This is a genomic window from Streptosporangium sp. NPDC049644 (assembly GCF_040675205.1).
Classification (GTDB): Bacteria; Actinomycetota; Actinomycetes; order Streptosporangiales; family Streptosporangiaceae; genus Streptosporangium; species Streptosporangium fukuiense.
The window spans coordinates 95,226-114,205 of sequence record NZ_JBFAOJ010000008.1; the positions used below are offsets into that span (position 1 = coordinate 95,226).

Consider the following 18,980-nt stretch of genomic DNA (forward strand, 5'->3'; position numbering starts at 1 on the left):
GTTCAGCGTGATCCGGCGGGAACCCCGGGCGTTCACGCCCGGGAGGAAACGACAGCGCGGCAGGGGCCACCGAGATCCGAGCGATGCGGTGACCGGTAGGCCGTCGAGCGGTTCAGCGGCCGCGGAGCAGGCTCTCGGTGTAGGCGGCCAGGCGGGCGGCGGCGTCGGGGTCGAGGGTCTTCAGGGACTTCTCGACCGGCTTGCCCCGGTCGATCGCGCAAAGCGGGTCCGCCGGCGGTCGGTCGATCCACTGGACGATCGGCTGGACCGCGTCGGCCACCGGGCGGGCGAAGAATTTCGCGAGCAGTTCGAGCGATCCCCGGACCACTGGATTCGGGTGGCCGTCGACCCCGCTGCGGGTGAATCCGGGGTGATAGAGAACGTAGCGCGCCTTACTCCCGGCCTGGTTGGCGAACATGACGCCCAGCAGGTCGTTCGCCCGGCCGGCTTGAAGCTGGGCACGCACCTGGCCGTAGCGGCGCGTCAGTTGGGGATCGTCCCAGTGGATCCGGCCCGCGGTGTTTCCGACACCGGCGACGTTGATGATCACTGGGTCGGGGCCGGCGTCGAGCAGCGGGCGCAATCGGTGACTGAGCAGATAGCGGCTCAGGTAGTACAGGGCGAAGGTGGACTCCAAGCCATCCGCGGTCTCCTTGCGCTTCGGGTTCACCCGGTTGGCGAACAGCGCCAGCGCATCGACGGTGTCGTGTTCCTCGCCGATGTGAGCGATCACCCGCTCGACCTCGGCGATCGAGGACAGGTCCGCCCGCAGGAACCGCAGGTTCGGATGCCCGGCCTGGTCGAGCAGAGTACGTCCCTTGGCCTCGTTGCTGCCGATCACGGTGACGTGGTCACCCCTCGAAAGCCGTTCCAGGGCGGTCGCGCGGCCCATACCGTCGGTGCCACCACTGATGATCACGGTCTTCGACGGTTGGCTCGGCACGGTGTCCTCCATAGGCTCGACATCAACTGGTCCATCGTGAGTCGTCCCGCCGCAGACTGAAAGAAGGCAGTTTCATGTCCGGTACGAACACCGGTGTTCCCTCGGTACTCGCCCACGAGCTGCCTCGCCCGGTGCCGGCCGACGAGCTCGCCGCGTGCCCCGTCGGTGATGTGTTCCGGCGCATGGGCGACAAGTGGAGCATGCTGCTGGTGGTCCTGCTCGGGAGGCGCCCGTACCGGTACAACGAGTTGCACCGTGCCATTGAGGGCATCAGCCAGCGCATGCTGACCCGCACGCTGCGCAGCCTGGAAACCGACGGGCTGGTGCGACGCGAGGTGCACCAGACCGTGCCGCCCAGCGTCGAGTACAGCCTGACCCCGCTGGGGCGCACCCTGCTCCAACCACTGTCGGCACTGGCGGACTGGGCGGTGCTCCACGAAGCGGAGATCAACGAGGTCCGATCCCGCCATGTCGGTACATAGGATCTGTCCGAGCTCACGTACGAGGTCAGAGCCGCCGTCGCGGCCAGACTCCTGCACGGCGGCACGACGCGCCGGGCCTCGCCGGGGCCCGGCGCGTCGTGCCGGTCCGGCCGACATTCCGACCTGTCCGAACGAGACGGCCCAGGTCACCCGGGAGTCCCGGCGCGCCCCGTCAGCCTCGCTTCGGAGGGAGCGTGTGCATGGGCGCCGCGATGCGGTTCCACAGGTTGATCTGCGCCACCTGGGCGACCAGGTAGGCGGCCTGCTCAGGCTTGAAGGCAGCGGCCACCGCGTCCCAGACCTCGTCCGACACGCCGTCGGGCCGCTCCGTGGCGGCCTCGGCGTAGGCCAGCGCGGCCCGCTCGGCGTCGGTGTACAGCTCCGACTCCCGCCAGGCGGACAGCTGGTAGATCCGATCCTGCGTCTCACCGAGCCGCAGCGCCTCGTGGATGTGCATGTCGATGCAGAAGAGGCAGCCGTTGAGCTGCGAACCACGGATCTTGACGAGCTCGCGGACCACGGCGTCCAGCGGTCCCTTCGAGATCACCTGCTCCGTGTGGAGGAACGCCTTGTACATCTCGGGCGCCACCTCGGCGATGTTCAAGCGTGACATCGTGCTCCCACCTTTCTCGGTCTCTCTTTCGGTTCTCACCAGGGAGACGAGACGGCACCCGCCGATGTGACGGCCTTTGCCAGAAAAAATCAGCGCGCCGGGCCGACGTGCGAAAGCTTGTCCGGATTGACCACCCGCCGGATCGCCAGGATCCGCCCGTCGACCGCGATGTCGAAGGTATCGACCAGGACGATCCGCCCGTCTCGGTACGCCACCAGCGCGAGCTCCCCACCCACCTCGCGGGGAACGAGCGGGAAGAGCCCCCACCGCCCGGCCACCCGGGACAGCACCATGGCGATCCGCTCACCACCGGAAATGACCTTGCGCGCGGCGGAGACCTTGCCGCCGCCGTCGGTGACGTACACCGCGTCGGGATGCAGGAGTTCGACCAGCCCCTTCAGGTCGCTCGTCTCGTACGCGGCGCGGAACGCCGCGAGCACCCGCTCGCGCTCCGGGCGACTCGCGCGTGGCTGCCGCCGCGTCGCGGCCACCCGGCGCCGCGCCCGCGAGGCGAGCTGGCGGCCGGCGGCGGGGGTGACGCCGAGTACGGAGGCGATGCGGTCGAAAGGCACCTCGAAGACGTCGTGCAGCACGAACGCGACTCGCTCGGGCGGCGTGAGCCGATCCATGACGAGAAGCATCGCCATGCTCACCGACTCGTCGACGAGCACCGGCTCGGCGGCGTCCGGGCCGGTCAGCAACGGCTCGGGCAGCCACGGACCGACGTACGTCTCACGCCGCACCCGTGCCGACCGGAGGATGTCGTAGGACCTGCGGGCGGCGACCGTCACCAGCCAGGCCCGCAGATCCTCGACCCCGGACAGGTCGGCGCCGGCCGCGCGCAGCCAGACGTCCTGCGCCACGTCCTCGGCGTCGCCGACGCTGCCGAGCAGCCGATAAGCCGCCCCGAAAACCGCCGGCCGGTGCTCGGCCCACTCCTCCTCGGTCACACGCGGACGCTACAAGCAGCGTGGCACGGGACGGACACCGACCCGCGTATCCGTTCCTCCCAGGCCCCGAGGCGGTCACCCGAAGTGGTTCACCTGCGGCCTCGTCGGGTGAGCGCGTTGCCGGCCGCGCCTATCGCGAAGCCGAGGACGATCATTAGGGCGTAGCTGTAGATCTCGTAGCCTTCGGGAGCGAGGAACCGGAGGAAGCCCATGAAATGGATCCAGCCGAACCACTCGTGCAGCAGGCCGCTCGCGCCACCGGCGACCAGGATGAAGCAGAGCAGACCCGACAGGCCGGCCAGGGGGGACTTCGAGTTGGTGGAGGTCATGGCTCCACGGTAGGCAGGTGACGCCCGGCGCGGAATCGGGCTTAGGACGGTCATGCGGCGACCAAAGTCGACCGCCGGCGGCCGAGGGGGGTACTTAAGTTGCCGGTCGCACGGATCCCTGCTCGCGGGTGAGGCCCGGCGCTCCGGAGGTACTGGTCCTGACCACCTTCCACACCGACGGTCGCCCGTCAGGTCCTGAACGTGGCCATCGCCATGTACCGTCCCCTGGTGGCAGGGGGTGGGGCGCCCGGGTTCCACTGAGCGGAAACCCCGGCCCGCTTTCCACAGAGTGAGAACGGGGTCTCGGGATTTCGGGGGCGGGCTCACAGACTGGTGGCCGTGCATCGATTGACCTCTGTACTCGCGTGCTGCGCCGTACTGCTCGCGGCCTGCGGAACCGCGGACGCCGAGCGGCCCGCCGGGGACGCCCTCACCGTCGGGCTCGCCGCGCCGGTGAGCTGCCTCGACCCGCACCAGACCCCGCAGACCTCCAACCTCCAGGTGTCGCGCCAGCTCGTGGACTCGCTCACCGACCAGGACCCGCGCACCGGAGAGATCGTGCCGTGGCTCGCGACGTCATGGAAGGTCGACAAGCAGGCCAAGCGGTTCACCTTCACCCTGCGCGACGGTGCGACGTTCAGCGACGGCGCGCCGCTGGACGCCGCCGCGGTCGTCGCCAACCTCGACGACATCTCCAAGCTCGGCGCGCGGTCCCCGCTCGGCTCGGGCTACCTCGCCGGGTACGCGGGAGCCTCCGCGCCCGACGCGAAGACCGTCGAGGTGCGGTTCGGCGCCCCGAGCGCGCAGTTCCTCCAGGCCACCTCGACAGTGACGCTCGGCATGCTCTCCCCGGGCACGCTCGGGAAGACCCCTGAGCAGCGCTGCGCGGGCGCGCTCGCCGGCTCCGGGCCGTTCGTTCTCGGCCAGGTCGCGCTCAACGAGGAGGTACGGCTCTCCGCGCGCACCGGATACGCCTGGGCGAGCGAGCTGGCCGCCCACCAGGGCGTCCCGCGCGTACGCGCACTGACCTTCGCCATCGTCACCGACCCGAGCGTCAGGCACGGCAGCCTCCTCTCCGGGCAGCTGGACGCCGACCTGCAGGTGCTCCAGCAGGACCAGCGGTCCTTCGGCGAGCGGGGGCCCCGGCTGCTCTCCGCCACCCGGCCCGGCATCGTGTTCACGCTGCTGCCCAACGAGTCGCGGCCCGCGCTGCGCGATCCCGCGGTACGGCGTGCCATCGGCTCCGCCCTCGACCGGTCTCGGTTCGCGCCGCTGCTCGCGGCGGGGGAACGCCCGGCGACCGACGTGCTCGCCACCACCACGCCCGGCTACGCCGACCGCTCCGCTGACCTGGCGTTCGCGCCCGACGAGACGGCCCGGCTGCTCGACGAGGCCGGCTGGCGGCGCGGTCTGGACGGCGTGCGCGTCATGGGATCGCAGCGGCTGTCGTTCGACCTGGTCTACTCGGCCAACGAACCTTACGGCTCGGTGTACCAGCTCATGGCCCAGCAGCTCGCCGAGGTCGGGATCGAGTTGCGTCCGACGCCGCTCGACGACGCCACCAACAGCGCGCGGCAGGGCTCGGGCGACTACGACTTCGTCTCCTGGGCAGTGACCAGAGGCGATCCCGCGGTCCTCGCCAGCGTGTACCCGGTGGAGAGCGCGAACCCGCTGCGGCGCACTCAGCCGGACAAAGTGGACAGCACGATCGCCCGGATCGCCACGGTGCTCGATCCCGCCGAGCGCGCCGGCGCCGTGGAGACCGCGGCGAAGGCGATCCTTTCCGGCGGCCACGGCATCCCGCTCTTCGAGCAGGCGTCGTCGGTGGGGCTCGCGGAGCGGGTGACAGGGGTCCGCCTCGACGCGTCGGGGCGGCCGATCTTCCAGGACGCGGAGGTACGCGCATGACATGGAACGACTTCGCCGGAGGCCGCGCGGTGGATCCCGTGACCTTCGTCGCCGCCGCGAGCACGCTGCTGGAGTCGGCGGTCACCGCCGCGGGCGGCGGCGAGGCCACCAGGGCCGACTTCATCGCCGGGCTCCAGGCCGGCCTGAGCACGTCCGGCCCTTACGCGACGCTGCGGCTGGACGCCGGGCTCGCCGACCAGGACGTCAGGGGCGAGCTGCGGGAGAACGCCATCGCGGTGTCCAAGGTGGTCCTGGACCTGGTGAGGACCGTGCCCGGCACGGGAGCGCCCGGCCCGTCGGACATCCACAGCAGTTGCGTGGGATACACCTGGATTCCACCGGTGGTCGAACGGCTCATCGCCGGTCCCGGCCTGCACGCCGCGCGCAACCTCTACAACGAGTGGCTGTGGCAGCTCGTGCTGCTGCGGGACGCCCTCATCCCGTTCACCGACCCGTCGCGGGTGCGGGTGCTCGCCGACACCGACGGTCTGACCAGGCTCCAGGACGCCCGCGACTGGTTCGCCGTCCAGGTGATGACCCGGCGGATCGCCCACGCGGCGATCGTACGGTTCGCCGCCGAGGCCGTGACGGGCGGGTACGCCGAGGGGGCCTACGGGTTCCAGCACGGGGGCGCGGTGGTCCTGCCGCCGGTGGCCCTCGACGGCGAACTACTCGGCCCGGCGTACCTGCTGAGCCGGCACGAGGGGACGCTGGTCGCCGAGGACACCGCGTACTTCGTCCAGGGGCAGGAGGACGGGGAGTCCGCGGGCACGCTGTCCGCCCCGGCGCGCGTGATCGGCGACGTCGAGGTGGTCAGCCTGACCGACCGGCTGGTGCCCGGCCCGCCCGGTCCCGGTGCGACCCGTACGCTCAGCCTGGTGGTGGGCTTCGACGGCCACGAGTGGACGGCCGACCTCGGGCGCGCGCTGCGCGGCCACCGCTACGCCGCCCGCCCGGCCGCCTCGGAAGACCCGCCGGCCACGGCCACGGCGATCGACGCCTGGTCGGGGTGCGCGGTGCTGCGGCAGGACGGGGAGGTGGCGGTGCCCGAGGGCGGCGTCATCCCGACCGGGGGGCAGCGCGCGCTGACCCTCACGCTGCTCGGCAGGCTACGGCCGGGCAACGTGGTGCTCTACACCGGCCAGGAGGTCGGCGGGCAGCGGATCCTCCTGGACATCCGGAGCTGAGATGACCCGGTTCGTGGCGCGGCGCCTCACGCAGGCGGTGGCCGTGGTGCTGACGGCCTACACGCTCACCTTCGCGGCCTTCAACGTCCTGCCCGCCGATCCCGTGCGGATCATGATGGGGCCGGAGAACGGGGGGGACGAGGCTCGGGTGGCCGCGCTGCGGGCCGAGTACGGCTTGGACCGCCCGGCGGTCGAGCGCTATCTCGACGGGTTGCTCGACACCCTGCGCGGCGACTTTGGCACGTCGTTCCAGACCGGGCGGAACGTCGGCGCGACGATCGCCGAGGCAGCGCCGCGCACCCTCGCGCTGGCGGGCGGTGCGCTGCTGGTGGCGCTCCCGCTCGGTTTCCTGATCGCCTGGTCGGCCGCGCACACCCGGCACATGTGGCTGCGCCGCCTGCTCGGCGCACTGCCCGGCCTGTCGCTGTCCGTCCCGACCTTCTGGCTCGGGCTGGTGCTGTTGCAGGCGTTCTCGTTCGGGCTGCCGCTGTTCCCCGCCAGGGCCGAGGACGGGCTCGCCGGTCTGGTGCTGCCGGCTGTGACGCTGGCGGTGCCGTCGTCGGCTTTCGTGGCGCAGGTTCTTCTTGAACGGCTGACCGTGGAGATGCGGCAGCCGTACGTCGACACCGCGCGAGCCAAGGGCGCGTCGCGGGCGCGGGCGGTGACGGCGCACGCGCTGCGCAACGCCGCCATGCCCGCGCTGACGATGATCGCGCTGCTGGCCGGCTGGCTGGTGTCCGGGTCGGTCGTGGTGGAGACGGTCTTCGCGCGCAACGGGCTCGGCCGGCTGATCGAGTCGGCGGTCACGACCCGGGACCTGCCCATGCTGCAGGGCCTGGTCGTGGTGGCCACGGCGGTCGTCACGTTGCTCACGCTCGCGGTGGACATGGCGCATCCGCTGGTGGACCCCCGGCTGCGGGAGCGTGCCGCATGACGTTCGCGAGGCGGCTCGGCGTCGTGCCGTCGGCCCTCGTGCTGCTGGCGGCCATGGCCGCCGCGTTCGCGCCCGCCCTGTTCTCCGCCGCCGACCCGCTGCGCGGTGATCTCACGGAACGGCTGCTGCCCCCGGGAGCCGCGCATCTGTTCGGCACGGACGAGCTGGGCAGGGACGTGTTCGCAAGAGTCGTGCACGGATCCGCCCCCTCGCTGCAGGCCGCCGTCATCGCGGTGGGCATCGCCGTCCTGGCCGGCTCGACGATCGGGTTGGTGGCGGGAACCGCGCGGGGGTGGTTGGACGACCTGGTCATGCGCGGGGTGGAGGTGCTGCTCGCCGTACCGTCGTTCCTGCTGATCCTCGTGATCGTGGCGGTGCTCGGGCCAGGGACGCGCGAGGTGGCCGTCGCGGTCGGCGTGTCGGCCGCGGCGGTGTTCTCCCGGATCATGCGCGCCGAGGTCATCAGGGTCCGCGGGTCCGGGTACGTCGAGGCCGCCGCGGTGTGCGGGACCGGGCGTCCCACCGTGCTGCTGACCCACGTCCTGCCCAACGCCGCGGGGCCGCTCACCGCGCTGGCGACGCTCGAACTGGGCAACGCCATCCTCACCGTCGCCGCCGTGAGCTTCCTCGGCTTCGGGGCCCCGCCGCCGGCGCCCGAGTGGGGCTCGCTGATCGCCGCGGGGCGCCCGTTCCTCGCCTCGGCATGGTGGCTGACGACCGTGCCCGGTCTCGTCATCGTCGCCGTGGTGCTCGCGGTCAACCACCTTGGACACGTGCTGCGCACGCGATCGGAGAGACGATGACACCCCTGCTGGCCGTACGCGGCCTGACCGTCCGCTACGGGCCGTCCGGGCGCGGCCGACCGGCCGTGGACCGCGCCGATCTGACGGTGGAGGCCGGGCAGATCGTGGCGGTGGTCGGCGAGTCGGGGTCGGGCAAGTCCACGCTCGCGCACGCGCTGGCCGGCCTGCTGCCGGACACGGCCAGAGTGACCGGCGGCGGGGTCACCTTCGGCGGCGAGCGGGTGGACGGCCTGCGAGAGCGGGCATGGCGGCGGCTGCGCGGACGGCGGATCGCGTTCGTGCCCCAGGACCCGGGGACCGCGCTCAACCCGCTGATGACCGTGCGCGCTCAACTCGCCGAGGCCCTGCGGCTGACCGGCATCCCTCGGCCCGGCGAGGCCGCCTTTGAGGACGCGCTCGGCCGCGTGGGCATCCCCGACCCGGCGGCGGTGCTCGACCGCCACCCGCACCAGCTCTCCGGCGGCTTCCGGCAGCGGGTGCTGCTGGGCATGGCGCTCGCCGGACGGCCCGCACTACTGATCGCCGACGAGCCGACCTCCGCGCTCGACACCACCGTGCAGAAGACCGTGCTCGATCTCATTCAGAAGGTCGCGGCCAGGGACGGCACCAGCATTCTCCTGATCACCCACGACCTCGGCGTCGCTGCGGACCGCGCGGACCGCGTGGCTGTCATGAGCGAGGGCCGTGTCGTGGAGGAAGGCCCGGCGGGGCGGGTGCTCTGCAGTCCGGAGGCCGCCTACACCCGGCTGCTGCTCGACTCGGCCCCCCGGCCGCTGACCGGGCCCGCGCCGACCGTGGGAGACCCGCTGCTCGCGGTCCACGACCTGCGCAAGGTGTATCCGGGCGGCACGGTCGCGGTCGAGGGTGCCTCGTTCACGCTGGACCGGGCGGGCACGCTCGGGCTGGTCGGCGCGTCCGGGTCGGGCAAGTCGACCATCGCCCGCATGATCACCGGGCTCGTCGAGCCGACGGGCGGGAGTGTACTGCTGGACGGCGCGCCCGTCGGGGCCGGACGGGTGCAGTTCGTCGCGCAGAACCCGTACGCGTCGCTCGACCCGCTGATGAGCGTGGGCCGGATCATCGCGGAACCGCTGCGTGCGCTGCGCGCGGGCACCCGGGCGGAGCGCCGGGAACGGGTGCGACGCCTGCTGGAGGATGTCGCCCTGCCCTCCGAGGTCGTCCGGCGGCGGCCATCGGCGCTCTCCGGCGGGCAGCGCCAGCGTGTCGCCATCGCCCGCGCGCTGGCGCCGTCGCCCGACCTGATCGTGCTCGACGAGCCGGTGTCCGCCCTGGACGCGGTGACACAGGCCCAGATCCTCGCACTGCTGCGCCGGCTCCAGGACAAGCACGGGATGGCCTATCTGCTCATCTCGCACGACCTCGCCGTGGTGGCCGCCGCCGCGGGGCGGCTCGCGGTGATGCGGGACGGCAGGATCATCGAGTCCGGCCCGACCGCCGGTGTGCTCGCCGGCCCCGAGGCGCCGTTCACCCGCGAGCTGCTGGCCGCCGTCCCGGGTGGGCCGCCGGTGGGCCGCACCTCGGCGTGATCGGCGTGATCGGCATGGTCGTCACCGTCGTGCCGGGGCGTGGTGGACGATGTCCGCCACCTCGGCCGGGGCGCCGGCGAAGACGGCGTGCCCCGCGTCGAGGGTCGCCTGGGCGAACGCGGTCGCGGGGGCCAGCTCGTCGGCGTGCCGGATCATCACGTCCTGGAGCGCGACGGGCAGCGCGCGGTCACGGGTGGTGCGGATGTAGGTCCGGGGCACGGTCCCCCAGCGCTCGGCCGTGGCCCCGGTCGGGGTGGTGAGGAACGCCATCGGCTGATCAGGGGTGAGGGAGGCGGCCATGGCCAGGAAGCCTGGGCGGTCCAGGTCGCTGAAGTAGGCCGCGTGCAGTTCGTCCTGGTAGGCGGGGTCGGTGCTGCGCGGGTCGATCCGCACCGCGCCGATGGCCGCGGGATCGCCCAGGTAGAGCCCGCCGCCGAGCGCGGTCCGCGCCTCCGGCAGGGCCAGGTACGCGCCCGCGGGACCCAGCGAGGTGGGGACGAACGCGGTGACGTATACCAGCCCGGCCACCAGCTCGGGGGCCAGTTCGGCGACCCGGGTGGCCACCGTCCCGCCCATGCTGTGCGCGACCACGACCGGCGGGGCGGCGAACGGGCGCAGCGTGGCCACCACGTCCGCCGCCACGTCGTCGAGGCTCAGGCCCGCGAGCGGGGACACCTCCGTGCGCAGCGCGGCGACGTCCCTGGTGAGATAGCTCGCCGGGAAGCGGGCCCGGGTGCCGTGGCCCATCAGGTCGAGCACCAGGACGCGGTAGCCCCTGGCGGTCAGCGCCCCGGCGAGAGCCACGAGGTGCCCGGCCCCGTGCCAGGCCCCGTGGATCAGCACCACGTCACTCGTGCCGGTCACGCGACTCGACCTCCTGCCACGTCTCCGCCAGCAGCCGCGCCAGCTCGGCGGGGCGCTCCTCGGGCACGTAGTGTCCGCACTCTTCCACCCAGCGCGCCGACACGTCCGCCACGGCCTCCTGGACCGTGTCCAGCCAGCCGAGCCCCACGCCGTGCCGCGCGCCCACCACCAGCGCGGGCATCCGCAGCGGCCCGGCGGCGCACAGCTCCCGGTTGTCGGCGATATCCATCGGCAGTGCCCGATAGTAGGCCATTGTGGCGCGCACCGCTCCGGGAGCGGCCAAAGCACGCGTGTAGACGTCCATGGCCGCGTCGTCGATCGCCCCGGTCACGTACAGGCCCACCGTGTCGCGGCGGAACATGAACTCCAGATAGCCGCGCTCGCGACCGGCGAGCAGGAATTCCGGCAGGTCGGGCACCATGTTGAAGCCGAAGTGCCAGGACCCGCCGGTCAGCGGGTTCGCCGCCGCGAGGCTCTCGCCGAGCCCGGGGATGCCCGCCTCGACGAACGTCAGGCTGCGCACCGACTCCGGATACAGCGCGGCGAGCGGGTAGGCGACCTGGCCGCCGACGTCGTGGCCGACGAGGTGGTAGCGGGTCAGCCCGAGGGCGGCCATGAGCCGGGCCAGAGTGCTCGCCACCGTGCGCTTGTCGTACCCGCCGTCCGGCCGCGAACCGGCCCCGAAGCCGGGCAGGTCGGGGGCCACGACGGTGTACCGGTCGGCGAGTAGCGGCACCACCTCGCGCCACGCGTGGGCGGTCTGCGGCCACCCGTGAAGGAGCAGCGCCGCGGGTCCTTGCCCCGCGACCACGCAGTTGATCACGTAGCCCGGGAGCCGGACGCGTATCGGGGACAGCCCTCTTGTCATGGCGACCATGGTGCCGGACCGAGGCCCGCCCGGCGTGGGCGCGTTTCCGCCCAGCGGGAACGCGGCGTTGGGGGCTGGGACCGCAGGTTCCTACGGTCGTACCGCCGGTGTCACCGCTGCTGGGAGGCTACATGATCGACTCGATGAAAGTGCTGAGTTTTTCGCACTTCGTACAGGGGCCCGCGGCCTCGCAGTACCTGGCCGACCTCGGCGCCGACGTCGTCAAGGTCGAGCCGCCCGGCGGGTCGTGGGAGCGCAGGATCGGCAGCGCGGGGATCCGGGTCGCCGGGCGCAGCGTGACGTTCCTGTCGGTCAACCGGAACAAGCGCTCGATCGCCGTCGACCTCAAGCACCCCGACGCCCGCACCGTGCTCCGCCCGCTCATCGAGCAGGCCGACGTGCTGCTGGAGAACTATCGAGGCGGCGCTCTGGAGAAGCTCGGCCTCGGGTACGAGGCGGTGCGCGCGATCAAGCCGGACATCGTCTACGCCTCGGCCAGCGGCTGGGGCTCTCGAGGCCCGATGGCCGGGCGGCCGGGGGTGGACCTGCTCGTACAGGCGCGCACCGGGCTGGTGGACGTCACCGGCGACCGTCCCACCGCGGCCGGCACGCCCGTCGTGGACCAGCACGGCGCGGCGCTGCTCGCGATGGGCGTGCTGGCCGCCTACGCGCGCAGACTGACCACCGGCGAGGGCACGCGGGTCGAGTCAAGTCTGCTCGGCGCGGGGCTCGACCTGCAGGCGGAATCGCTCGCGCTGTACTACTCCGGCCGCAGGACCGAGACGGACGTCCGCCGCCCCGCCGAGCTGGCATGCTGGTCGATCGACGCCCCCTACGGCGTGTACCGGCTGCTGGACGCGTCGATGGTGATCGCGCTGAACGGGTCGGAGGGCGGTCTCGGCGACGCGCTCGGCTCCCCCGCGTTGGCCGGTTACGACCAAGGGGCCAGGCGAGCCAAGCGGGAGGAGTACACCGCGGCGCTGGCAGGCGTGCTCGCCGGGATGACCTACGCGGAGGTCGCCTCCCGGCTGGAGCCGCGCGGGTTCTGGTTCGAGCGGGTGGCCACCTACGACGATGTGCGTGACGACCCCCAGGTGGCCGCGGAAGAGCTGCTCGCGGAATTCCCGGTGGGCGAGGAGCGGGCGACCGTGCTGCGGCACCCGGTCCGCTACGACGGCGAGTTGCCCGGCCTGCGCACGGCGCCCCCCGAACTCGGCGCGGACACCGTGGAGGTGCTGCGCGCGGCCGGGTTCTCCGCGGACGAGGTGGACGGCTTCCTGTCCGCGGGTGTGGTGTCCGCCCCCGGAGGCGGGGAGTGAGCGTGCGCGCGCTGGTCTGCGCCCGGCTCGGCGGGCCCGAGGATCTTGAGCTGGCCGACGTGGTGACGCCGGGCCCGGGGCCCGGCGAGGTGGTGGTCGCGGTCAGCCACGTGGGGCTGAACTTCCACGACACACTGATCATCGCGGGCACGCACGTGGTAAGACCTGAGCCGCCTTTCTCCCCCGGCAGCGAGTACGCGGGCACGGTGCTGGCCGTCGGCGAGGGGGTCACGTCCGTACGGATCGGCGACCGCGTGGCGGGCAACGAGGAGTACGGGTGCGCCCGCGACGCCGTACTGGTCAGGGCGGACCGGGTCACCAAAGTGCCTGGCGACGTCACCGACCGGCAGGCCGCGGCGATCCTGGTGGCCTACTCGACCGCCTACCACGCGCTCGTCCAGCGGGCCGGGCTGCGCGCGGGCGAGACGCTCGCCGTGCTCGGCGCCGCGGGCGGGGTCGGCTCCGCCGCCGTGGACGTGGGAAATCTGCTCGGCGCCCGAGTGATCGCGGGCGCCTCCACACCGGAGCGGGCGGAGTCGGCCCGCCGACACGGCGCGCACGAGACCTTCTCCTACGGCGACGCCGTCGACGCCAAGGCCGCGATCAAGGAGCTGACCGGCGGAGCGGGCGCGGACGTGGTGTTCGACCCGGTGGGCGGTGCGGTGGCGGAGGCGGCGGTGCGCGCCGTCGCGTGGGGCGGCCGGTATCTCATAGTCGGGTTCGCCTCCGGCGGCATCCCGCGCGTCGGGCTGAACATCCCGCTGGTCAAGGGCTCCTCGGTGGTCGGGGTGTTCTGGGGCGAGTTCGTCCGGCGGGACCGGGCGGCCCAGGAGCGGAACCTGCGCCAGATCTTCGACTGGGCCGCGGCCGGTCGGCTGCGCCACCACGTGCACGACGTGCTCCCGCTCGACCAGGGGCCGCGTGCCCTGCGCGAGCTGGCCGACGGCCGGGTCCGGGGCAAGCTGCTGCTGCGGGCGGGCGGTCCGACGGGATGACGACCGCCGTCCGGCCGGACCGCAGGGCGAGGATGGCACTGGCGGCGCTGCTCGCGGGCACCCTGCTCGCTCCGCTCAACTCCTCGATGGTCGCGGTGGCGCTCACGCCCATCCAGCACGACCTCGCCCAGCCGCTGGCCACGACGACGTGGGTCGTCACCGTCTTCTACCTGACCGCGTGCGTCTGCCAGCCGGTGCTCGGCCGGGTGGCGGACCGCGTCGGCCCGCGCAGGCTGTTCGCGGCCGGGATGGCGATGGCGGCGGTCGCCTCCGCGGTGGCGGCCACGGCCACGTCGCTGCCGCTGCTCGTGCTGTGCCGGTGCGTGCAGGCCGCCGGCGTCTCGACCGCGTTCCCGTGCGCGATGGTCGTCATCCGGCGGCACGGCGACGCGACGCGGCTGTCCGCCGTCGCGACGGTCAACACGGCCGCAGGAGCGGTCGGCCCGGTGCTCGGCGGGCTGCTGACCTCCTGGGCCGGGTGGCAGGCCATCTTCTGGGTCAACCTGCCGGTCATGCTGGGGGCACTGGTGCTCGCATGGCGCGCGATCGGCCCCGAGGAGCGGCGGGCCGCACGCGGGGGCCTGGTCCGTGCGATCGATCCGGTGGGGGTCGTCCTGTTCGCGGTGGCGGTGGTCGGCCTGCTGGATCTGATGCTCGCCCTCCCGAGGGTCTCGGTTCCCGGCCTGGCCGCCGTGGTCGTCGCCGGGACCGGGTTCCTGTGGTGGGAACGGCGTGCCGCCGAGCCGTTCGTGGACGTCCGCGCGCTCGGCGCGGCCCGCGGGCTGGTGCCGGTGCTCGGCACGTTCGTGCTGTTCAACCTGGCCTACTACGGCGCGTTCTACGGGCTGCCGCCGTGGTTGCAGACCGCACTCGGGTTCGACGCGGCGCACACCGGGCTGCTGATCATGCCGATCGCGGCCACGAGCGTCGTGGCGACCGTGCTCGGCAGTCCCATCATGCGCCGGCTCGGCGTCGGGCGGACCCTGCTGGCCGGCGGCGGGCTGCTGCTGGCCGGGGTCGCCGCGATCACCACGTTCGATACTGCGACGCCCGCATGGGCCATCGTGGTCGACGGCGTGGTGCTCGGCGTGCCGTACGGGCTGTGCAACCTCGGCCTGCAAAGGCTGATGTACGAGCGCGCACCCGCCGGCATGTCCGGTGTGGTCGGCGGCCTGTTCCAGTCGGCCCGCTACGTCGGCGCGATCCTCGCGGTCGGGCTGGTCGGCGCGTTCGCTCCCGGCGACCCCGCCATGCCCACCGAACCGCGCACGCTCGCGGTGGCGATGGCCGTGGTCGCGGCGGCCGTGATCGTCATACTCGCTCATGACCTGCGACGCCCGGAAAGGTACCATCGGTGAACTGGATGGATGAGTTTTCGACGACCGAAACCACGATTATCCCCATGACCGCGCTGCGAGACGCCCGCAAGGCCGGCCGGACGGTGTCCAGCCGGGTCTTCGCCCTGCTCAACGCGTTTTCCCAGGAACGGCCCGCCCTCCGCCTCGTGGAGCTGACCGCCGTCACCGGACTGCCGGTCTCGACCGTGCACCGCATCGCGGCCGAACTGGTCGAGCTGGGGGCGTTGAAGAAGGGGCGCGACGGGACCTACCGGATCGGGCTGCGCATGTGGGAGCTGGGCTCGCTGTGCCCGCAGCCGCGCACGCTGCGGGACGTGTCGCTGCCGTTCATCCATGACCTCTACGAGGCCACAGCGGAGAACATCCACCTGGCGGTGCTCGACGGCGACGAGGTCCTCTACGTCGAGCGCGTGTGGGGACCCCGCTCGGTCGGCGTGGCCAGCCGCGTCGGCGGGCGCCAGCCGCTGCACGTCACGGGGGTCGGCAAGGTGCTGCTGGCCTACGCGCCGCGCGAGCTGCGGCAGGCCGTGCTCGCGGCCGGGCTGAAGCGCTACACGCCGCACACGATCGTCATGCCCGGCCTGCTGATGCGGGCGCTGCAGGAAATCCGCGAGACCGGCATCGCCCGATGCGCCGAGGAGCTGGCGCTGGGCACGGCCTCCGTGGCGGCCCCCATCCACGGGCCCGACGGCCGGGTCGTGGCCGCGCTCTCCGTCGTCTCGCACACCGTCACCCACGCGCGGTCGCTGGCAGCGGTGGAGCCCGCGCTACGGTTGGCGGCGAAGTCGATCTCCCGCGAGCTGGCCAAGGGCTACACGGGCGGGCCGGAGGCCGACGGCCCGCCCGGCACCGTCACGCCAATCCGGTCAGCAGCGCGGTAGCCGTCCCCGCCCGGACGGTCGCCGCGTCCCTGGGTGCAAGCCTGAGCGCCGCGACCGTGCCGAGCGGGTCGGTGTCGGCGAGTTCGAAGGGGTAGTCCGTACCGACGAGCACGTGGTCCACGCCGAAGTCCTCGACGAGCCGCCGCAGCAGCGGGGTGGAGAAGGTGGCGGTGTCGTAGTAGAGGCGGCGCAGATAGTCGCTCGGCGGGCGCGGCGTGGTGCGGGCGACCGGCTTGCGCGACCAGCCGAGGTCCAGCCTGCCGAGCAGGGACGGTAGGCACCCGCCGCCGTGCGCGAGGCACAGCCGCAGGTCGTGCCGTTCCAGGACGCCGCCGAGCACGAGCCGCGAGACGGCGAGCGCGGTCTCCATCGGGTAGCCCGCCAGCTGGGGCAGCCAGTAGTCAGCGAGCCGCGGGCCGCCGGGGACGCTGTTGGGGTGCAGGAAGACGAACGCCCGGCGCTCCGCGAGAAACTCCCACAGCGGCTCGTGCACGGGATCGTCCAGCTCCCTGCCGAGGCCACGGGTGCCGATGGCGATGCCCGCGCACCCCAGCTCGTCCAGGCAGCGGCGGGCCTCGTCCGGCGCGGCAGGCGTGCCGAGCGGTACGTACCCGAGCGGGTCGAGCACCCCGCGATGTCCGGCGAGGAGGTCGGCGAGCGCGTCGTTGCCTCGGCGGACCACAGCCAGGACGTCCCGCTCTTCGGCGGCGTCGGCGCACGTCACGAACGGCGGCACCGACACGAGCTGGCGGGTGACACTCGTGCGACGCAGGTCTTCCAGCCGCACGGCGACGTCGTACTGGGCGGCCGGCAGCGGGATCGGCGCGCCCTTCGGTATCCCGGACACCAGCGGGTCGATCCTGACCACGCCGGCGGCGAGGTCGGACAGATCGGCCAGGCCGCGGCCGGACAGCCAGGTCAGCAAGGGCGTCGGCAGCGCATGGGCGTGCACGTCGATCACCGGACCGGGCACCGGCGTGATGTCGCTCATCCGGCCACCTCGGCGAGCCGGGCGCGGTCGAGCCGGCCCATGACGTCGCGGAGCAGCCGCTCGGCCGGGACGACGGCGTCGATCGTGACGGGGGCGTCGCGCAGCGCGTCGCGCACGGCCTTCTCCACCGTTTCCCTCGACAGCGTGTCCAGCGACACCGTGTCCAGCGACGCGACGCCCTCGACGAGAACGGCGACGCTCGCGGGGCCGGTCGGGACGACCGCCACCGGATGCCCGGTGTGCCGCGACACGACGGCCTCCAGGTCGCTCGGGCACACGTAGGCGTCTCCGATCCGCAGCACGTCCTGGACGCGGTTCACATAGTGCAGGCAGCCGTCGACGTCGCGCCGGCAGACGTCGCCGGTGCGCAGCCACCCGTCCTCGACCGACATGCCCGCGGGGAAGGCGTAGGCGTGCGCGGTGGTCGGGCCACGCACCCACAGCTCCCCCGCCTGCCCCGCCGGGAGGTCACGGCCGCCGGGACCGCACACACGGACCTCGGTCCCGGGGAACGGCACGCCGAGCGAGGAGCGGAAGCGCGGGTCCAGATGGTCGGCCGGCCGGGTCCACGCGATCGTCTTGGGCACCTCGACCTGGCCGAACACCCCGCACAGCACCTCGCCGAACAGCGCGTGCGCACGGTCGATCTCCTCACCGGTGAACGAGGCCCCGCTGTAGACCACCAACGCCAGGGACGACCAGTCGTACCCGGCGGCACCCGGGTGGGCCAGCAGGGCGCGAAGCGCGGGCGGCATCGCCATCAGCACGGTCGGGCGGTGCGCCGCAGCGGCCTCCAGCAGCGCGTCGGGGCCGGGACGCTCCGGGATGACGAACGTCCCGCCCAGCATCAGCGTCGGCAGCACCATGTTGCCGAAGCCGCCGGACACCGACTCCGGGCACAGCACGCGCGGCCGTTCCGGCCACGGAAGGGTGTCGCGCAGCGCGGTCGCCACCGCGCCCAGCGCGCCGCCGGACAGCTCGACGCCCTTGACCGGCCCGGTGGTGCCGGAGGTGAACGCCAGCCGTACCACCGCGCTCGCGGGCACGGCCGCACGTACGGCCGGCTCCCGCACGGCGGTCAGGTCACGGTCGGTCAGCATGCGGACCTCCGGACGGGCCCGCAGCCACGCGTCCAGGTCCGGGTCGCCCGGCTCGGCGAGCACGGCGTCCGGCGCGACGAGGTCCAGCCGCTCGGCCAGCGCCGCGCCGCGCAGGACCCCCGGCGGCAGGGCAGCGGAGCGGTGACCCGCCACGTAGCAGGCCGCGTTCACCAGCCACTGCAGCGGATCGTTGGGCCGGATCTGCAGCACCGTGTCGCCCGGCCGCAGGCCGGCCCCGGCCAGCGCATCCGCCACGCCCAGCACCAGCCGCTCCGCCTCGCGGTAGGTCACCTCGGCGCTTCCGTGCCGGAACGCGACGTGGCCGGATCGCGCGCGCAACGCGTCGAGCACCAGCCCGCCGATCGCCGTCACAGCCGCTCATCCGGCATGACCGTGCCGCAGGACTTGCAGGTCCTCGCGGCGACGTCGCCGTAGAACCGCTGGTAGGCGCCCGCCACCGGGTCGGTGCGGTAGTCGCTCACGTGGACGGCCTCCTCGTGCAGGAACTCATCGCAGGCGGGACAGAACCAGCGGAAACGGTCCAGCTCGCCCGGCCGCCGCAGCCGTTCGATGACCAGTACGAACGCGTCCGGCGCGAACCTGGGCGAGTGGGCGATGCCGGTCGGCGTGAAAATGGTCCCGCCCTCGGGGATCACCGCGATGTCCGAGCCGCCCTCCGGCTTGCGGTAGTGCAGGTCCATGGAGCCCCGCACCATGAACATCACCTCGTCGCTCGGGTTGAGGTGGAACTCGCTTCGGTATTCGCGGCCACGGGCGAGAAAGGCGAGCGACTCGCTCTCCTGCCACAACACCTTGACCCGCCGACCGCTCTCCTGCAGTTCGCCGGCCGCCTTCCGCAACTCGACGATGGGCATCTGGCTGGGGTGCATTGCTACCTCCTGGTGTGT

At 73.0% G+C, this 18,980-nt stretch carries 19 protein-coding genes; 10 read left to right on the forward strand and 9 right to left on the reverse strand.

The annotated features are described in order from the left end of the window. Positions 1-112: 112 nt before the first annotated feature. A complete protein-coding gene (locus tag AB0J58_RS06855) occupies positions 113-943 on the reverse strand; it encodes an SDR family NAD(P)-dependent oxidoreductase (RefSeq protein ID WP_364211253.1) in 831 nt (276 codons plus the stop codon). Between the two features lie 74 nt (positions 944-1,017). Between AB0J58_RS06855 and AB0J58_RS06860 the strand changes: the two genes are divergently transcribed. Further along, the gene (locus AB0J58_RS06860) at positions 1,018-1,425 is read left to right on the forward strand and encodes a helix-turn-helix domain-containing protein (protein WP_343961470.1); all 408 of its coding nucleotides are present in this window, start codon (positions 1,018-1,020) and stop codon (positions 1,423-1,425) included. 172 nt (positions 1,426-1,597) lie between these two features. On the opposite strand, the gene AB0J58_RS06865 is transcribed toward AB0J58_RS06860, so the two are convergent. From AB0J58_RS06865 to AB0J58_RS06875, 3 genes are all read right to left on the reverse strand, one after another. Then, on the reverse strand, positions 1,598-2,038 hold the full coding sequence (locus tag AB0J58_RS06865; protein ID WP_364211255.1) for a carboxymuconolactone decarboxylase family protein: 441 nt from the start codon (positions 2,036-2,038) through the stop codon (positions 1,598-1,600). Between the two features lie 89 nt (positions 2,039-2,127). Beyond that, complete coding sequence (gene sigJ, locus AB0J58_RS06870; RefSeq protein WP_364211257.1) at positions 2,128-2,988, reverse strand: RNA polymerase sigma factor SigJ; 861 nt, start codon at positions 2,986-2,988, stop codon at positions 2,128-2,130. Between the two features lie 89 nt (positions 2,989-3,077). Continuing rightward, on the reverse strand, positions 3,078-3,317 hold the full coding sequence (locus AB0J58_RS06875) for a hypothetical protein (RefSeq protein WP_364211260.1): 240 nt from the start codon (positions 3,315-3,317) through the stop codon (positions 3,078-3,080). 339 nt (positions 3,318-3,656) lie between these two features. On the opposite strand from AB0J58_RS06875, the gene AB0J58_RS06880 reads away from it, so the two are divergent. The 5 genes from AB0J58_RS06880 to AB0J58_RS06900 are packed head-to-tail and all read left to right on the forward strand — an operon-like array spanning position 3,657 to position 9,696. Next, positions 3,657-5,225, forward strand: coding sequence for an ABC transporter substrate-binding protein (locus AB0J58_RS06880; RefSeq protein WP_364211263.1), 1,569 nt, complete (start codon positions 3,657-3,659; stop codon positions 5,223-5,225). Further along, the gene (locus AB0J58_RS06885) at positions 5,222-6,412 is read left to right on the forward strand and encodes a hypothetical protein (RefSeq protein WP_364211266.1); all 1,191 of its coding nucleotides are present in this window, start codon (positions 5,222-5,224) and stop codon (positions 6,410-6,412) included. Before AB0J58_RS06880 ends, AB0J58_RS06885 begins: the two co-directional genes overlap by 4 nt. A gap of 1 nt (position 6,413) precedes the next feature. Continuing rightward, positions 6,414-7,346 carry an ABC transporter permease gene (locus tag AB0J58_RS06890; protein WP_364211269.1) on the forward strand — a complete coding sequence of 311 codons (933 nt, stop codon included), beginning with the start codon at positions 6,414-6,416 and terminating at the stop codon, positions 7,344-7,346. Next, positions 7,343-8,149, forward strand: coding sequence for an ABC transporter permease (locus AB0J58_RS06895; protein ID WP_364211272.1), 807 nt, complete (start codon positions 7,343-7,345; stop codon positions 8,147-8,149). Before AB0J58_RS06890 ends, AB0J58_RS06895 begins: the two co-directional genes overlap by 4 nt. Continuing rightward, the gene (locus tag AB0J58_RS06900) at positions 8,146-9,696 is read left to right on the forward strand and encodes an ABC transporter ATP-binding protein (RefSeq protein WP_364211275.1); all 1,551 of its coding nucleotides are present in this window, start codon (positions 8,146-8,148) and stop codon (positions 9,694-9,696) included. Before AB0J58_RS06895 ends, AB0J58_RS06900 begins: the two co-directional genes overlap by 4 nt. A gap of 21 nt (positions 9,697-9,717) precedes the next feature. Here AB0J58_RS06900 and AB0J58_RS06905 read toward each other — a convergent pair whose 3' ends face one another. Together AB0J58_RS06905 and AB0J58_RS06910 are read right to left on the reverse strand one after the other, a co-directional pair. Next, positions 9,718-10,560 carry an alpha/beta hydrolase gene (locus tag AB0J58_RS06905; RefSeq protein ID WP_364211278.1) on the reverse strand — a complete coding sequence of 281 codons (843 nt, stop codon included), beginning with the start codon at positions 10,558-10,560 and terminating at the stop codon, positions 9,718-9,720. Beyond that, the gene (locus tag AB0J58_RS06910) at positions 10,544-11,428 is read right to left on the reverse strand and encodes an alpha/beta fold hydrolase (RefSeq protein WP_364211280.1); all 885 of its coding nucleotides are present in this window, start codon (positions 11,426-11,428) and stop codon (positions 10,544-10,546) included. Before AB0J58_RS06910 ends, AB0J58_RS06905 begins: the two co-directional genes overlap by 17 nt. 143 nt (positions 11,429-11,571) lie before the next feature. On the opposite strand from AB0J58_RS06910, the gene AB0J58_RS06915 reads away from it, so the two are divergent. From AB0J58_RS06915 to AB0J58_RS06930, 4 genes are read left to right on the forward strand one after another with little or no spacing between them, the layout of a single operon-like run. Beyond that, positions 11,572-12,747 (forward strand): CoA transferase, encoded by a 1,176-nt coding sequence (locus AB0J58_RS06915; protein ID WP_364211283.1) that lies wholly within the window; start codon positions 11,572-11,574, stop codon positions 12,745-12,747. 2 nt (positions 12,748-12,749) lie between these two features. After that, entirely contained in the window at positions 12,750-13,742 is a 993-nt protein-coding gene (locus AB0J58_RS06920; protein ID WP_364211286.1) for an NADPH:quinone oxidoreductase family protein, read from the forward strand. Beyond that, on the forward strand, positions 13,739-15,100 hold the full coding sequence (locus tag AB0J58_RS06925; RefSeq protein WP_364211289.1) for an MFS transporter: 1,362 nt from the start codon (positions 13,739-13,741) through the stop codon (positions 15,098-15,100). Before AB0J58_RS06920 ends, AB0J58_RS06925 begins: the two co-directional genes overlap by 4 nt. 44 nt (positions 15,101-15,144) lie before the next feature. After that, on the forward strand, positions 15,145-15,981 hold the full coding sequence (locus AB0J58_RS06930; protein WP_364211292.1) for an IclR family transcriptional regulator: 837 nt from the start codon (positions 15,145-15,147) through the stop codon (positions 15,979-15,981). On the opposite strand, the gene AB0J58_RS06935 is transcribed toward AB0J58_RS06930, so the two are convergent. The 3 genes from AB0J58_RS06935 to AB0J58_RS06945 are packed head-to-tail and all read right to left on the reverse strand — an operon-like array spanning position 15,953 to position 18,962. Then, positions 15,953-16,972 carry an amidohydrolase family protein gene (locus tag AB0J58_RS06935; RefSeq protein ID WP_364211295.1) on the reverse strand — a complete coding sequence of 340 codons (1,020 nt, stop codon included), beginning with the start codon at positions 16,970-16,972 and terminating at the stop codon, positions 15,953-15,955. The two genes, AB0J58_RS06930 and AB0J58_RS06935, sit on opposite strands and share 29 nt — an antisense overlap. Continuing rightward, entirely contained in the window at positions 16,969-18,444 is a 1,476-nt protein-coding gene (locus tag AB0J58_RS06940; RefSeq protein ID WP_364211298.1) for an AMP-binding protein, read from the reverse strand. Before AB0J58_RS06940 ends, AB0J58_RS06935 begins: the two co-directional genes overlap by 4 nt. Further along, the gene (locus AB0J58_RS06945) at positions 18,441-18,962 is read right to left on the reverse strand and encodes a hypothetical protein (protein WP_364211301.1); all 522 of its coding nucleotides are present in this window, start codon (positions 18,960-18,962) and stop codon (positions 18,441-18,443) included. The genes AB0J58_RS06940 and AB0J58_RS06945 overlap by 4 nt, the downstream gene beginning before the upstream one ends. Positions 18,963-18,980: the final 18 nt, after the last annotated feature.

Bases quoted from the DNA above. Each gene is read 5' to 3' on its own strand.
- AB0J58_RS06860 (WP_343961470.1), top strand. From the start codon at position 1,018: ATGTCCGGTACGAACACCGGTGTTCCCTCGGTACTCGCCCACGAGCTG.
- AB0J58_RS06865 (WP_364211255.1), bottom strand. From the start codon at position 2,038: ATGTCACGCTTGAACATCGCCGAGGTGGCGCCCGAGATGTACAAGGCG.
- AB0J58_RS06875 (WP_364211260.1), bottom strand. From the start codon at position 3,317: ATGACCTCCACCAACTCGAAGTCCCCCCTGGCCGGCCTGTCGGGTCTG.
- AB0J58_RS06885 (WP_364211266.1), top strand. From the start codon at position 5,222: ATGACATGGAACGACTTCGCCGGAGGCCGCGCGGTGGATCCCGTGACC.
- AB0J58_RS06890 (WP_364211269.1), top strand. From the start codon at position 6,414: ATGACCCGGTTCGTGGCGCGGCGCCTCACGCAGGCGGTGGCCGTGGTG.
- AB0J58_RS06895 (WP_364211272.1), top strand. From the start codon at position 7,343: ATGACGTTCGCGAGGCGGCTCGGCGTCGTGCCGTCGGCCCTCGTGCTG.
- AB0J58_RS06900 (WP_364211275.1), top strand. From the start codon at position 8,146: ATGACACCCCTGCTGGCCGTACGCGGCCTGACCGTCCGCTACGGGCCG.
- AB0J58_RS06910 (WP_364211280.1), bottom strand. From the start codon at position 11,428: ATGACAAGAGGGCTGTCCCCGATACGCGTCCGGCTCCCGGGCTACGTG.
- AB0J58_RS06915 (WP_364211283.1), top strand. From the start codon at position 11,572: ATGAAAGTGCTGAGTTTTTCGCACTTCGTACAGGGGCCCGCGGCCTCG.
- AB0J58_RS06925 (WP_364211289.1), top strand. From the start codon at position 13,739: ATGACGACCGCCGTCCGGCCGGACCGCAGGGCGAGGATGGCACTGGCG.
- AB0J58_RS06930 (WP_364211292.1), top strand. From the start codon at position 15,145: ATGACCGCGCTGCGAGACGCCCGCAAGGCCGGCCGGACGGTGTCCAGC.
- AB0J58_RS06935 (WP_364211295.1), bottom strand. From the start codon at position 16,972: ATGAGCGACATCACGCCGGTGCCCGGTCCGGTGATCGACGTGCACGCC.
- AB0J58_RS06945 (WP_364211301.1), bottom strand. From the start codon at position 18,962: ATGCACCCCAGCCAGATGCCCATCGTCGAGTTGCGGAAGGCGGCCGGC.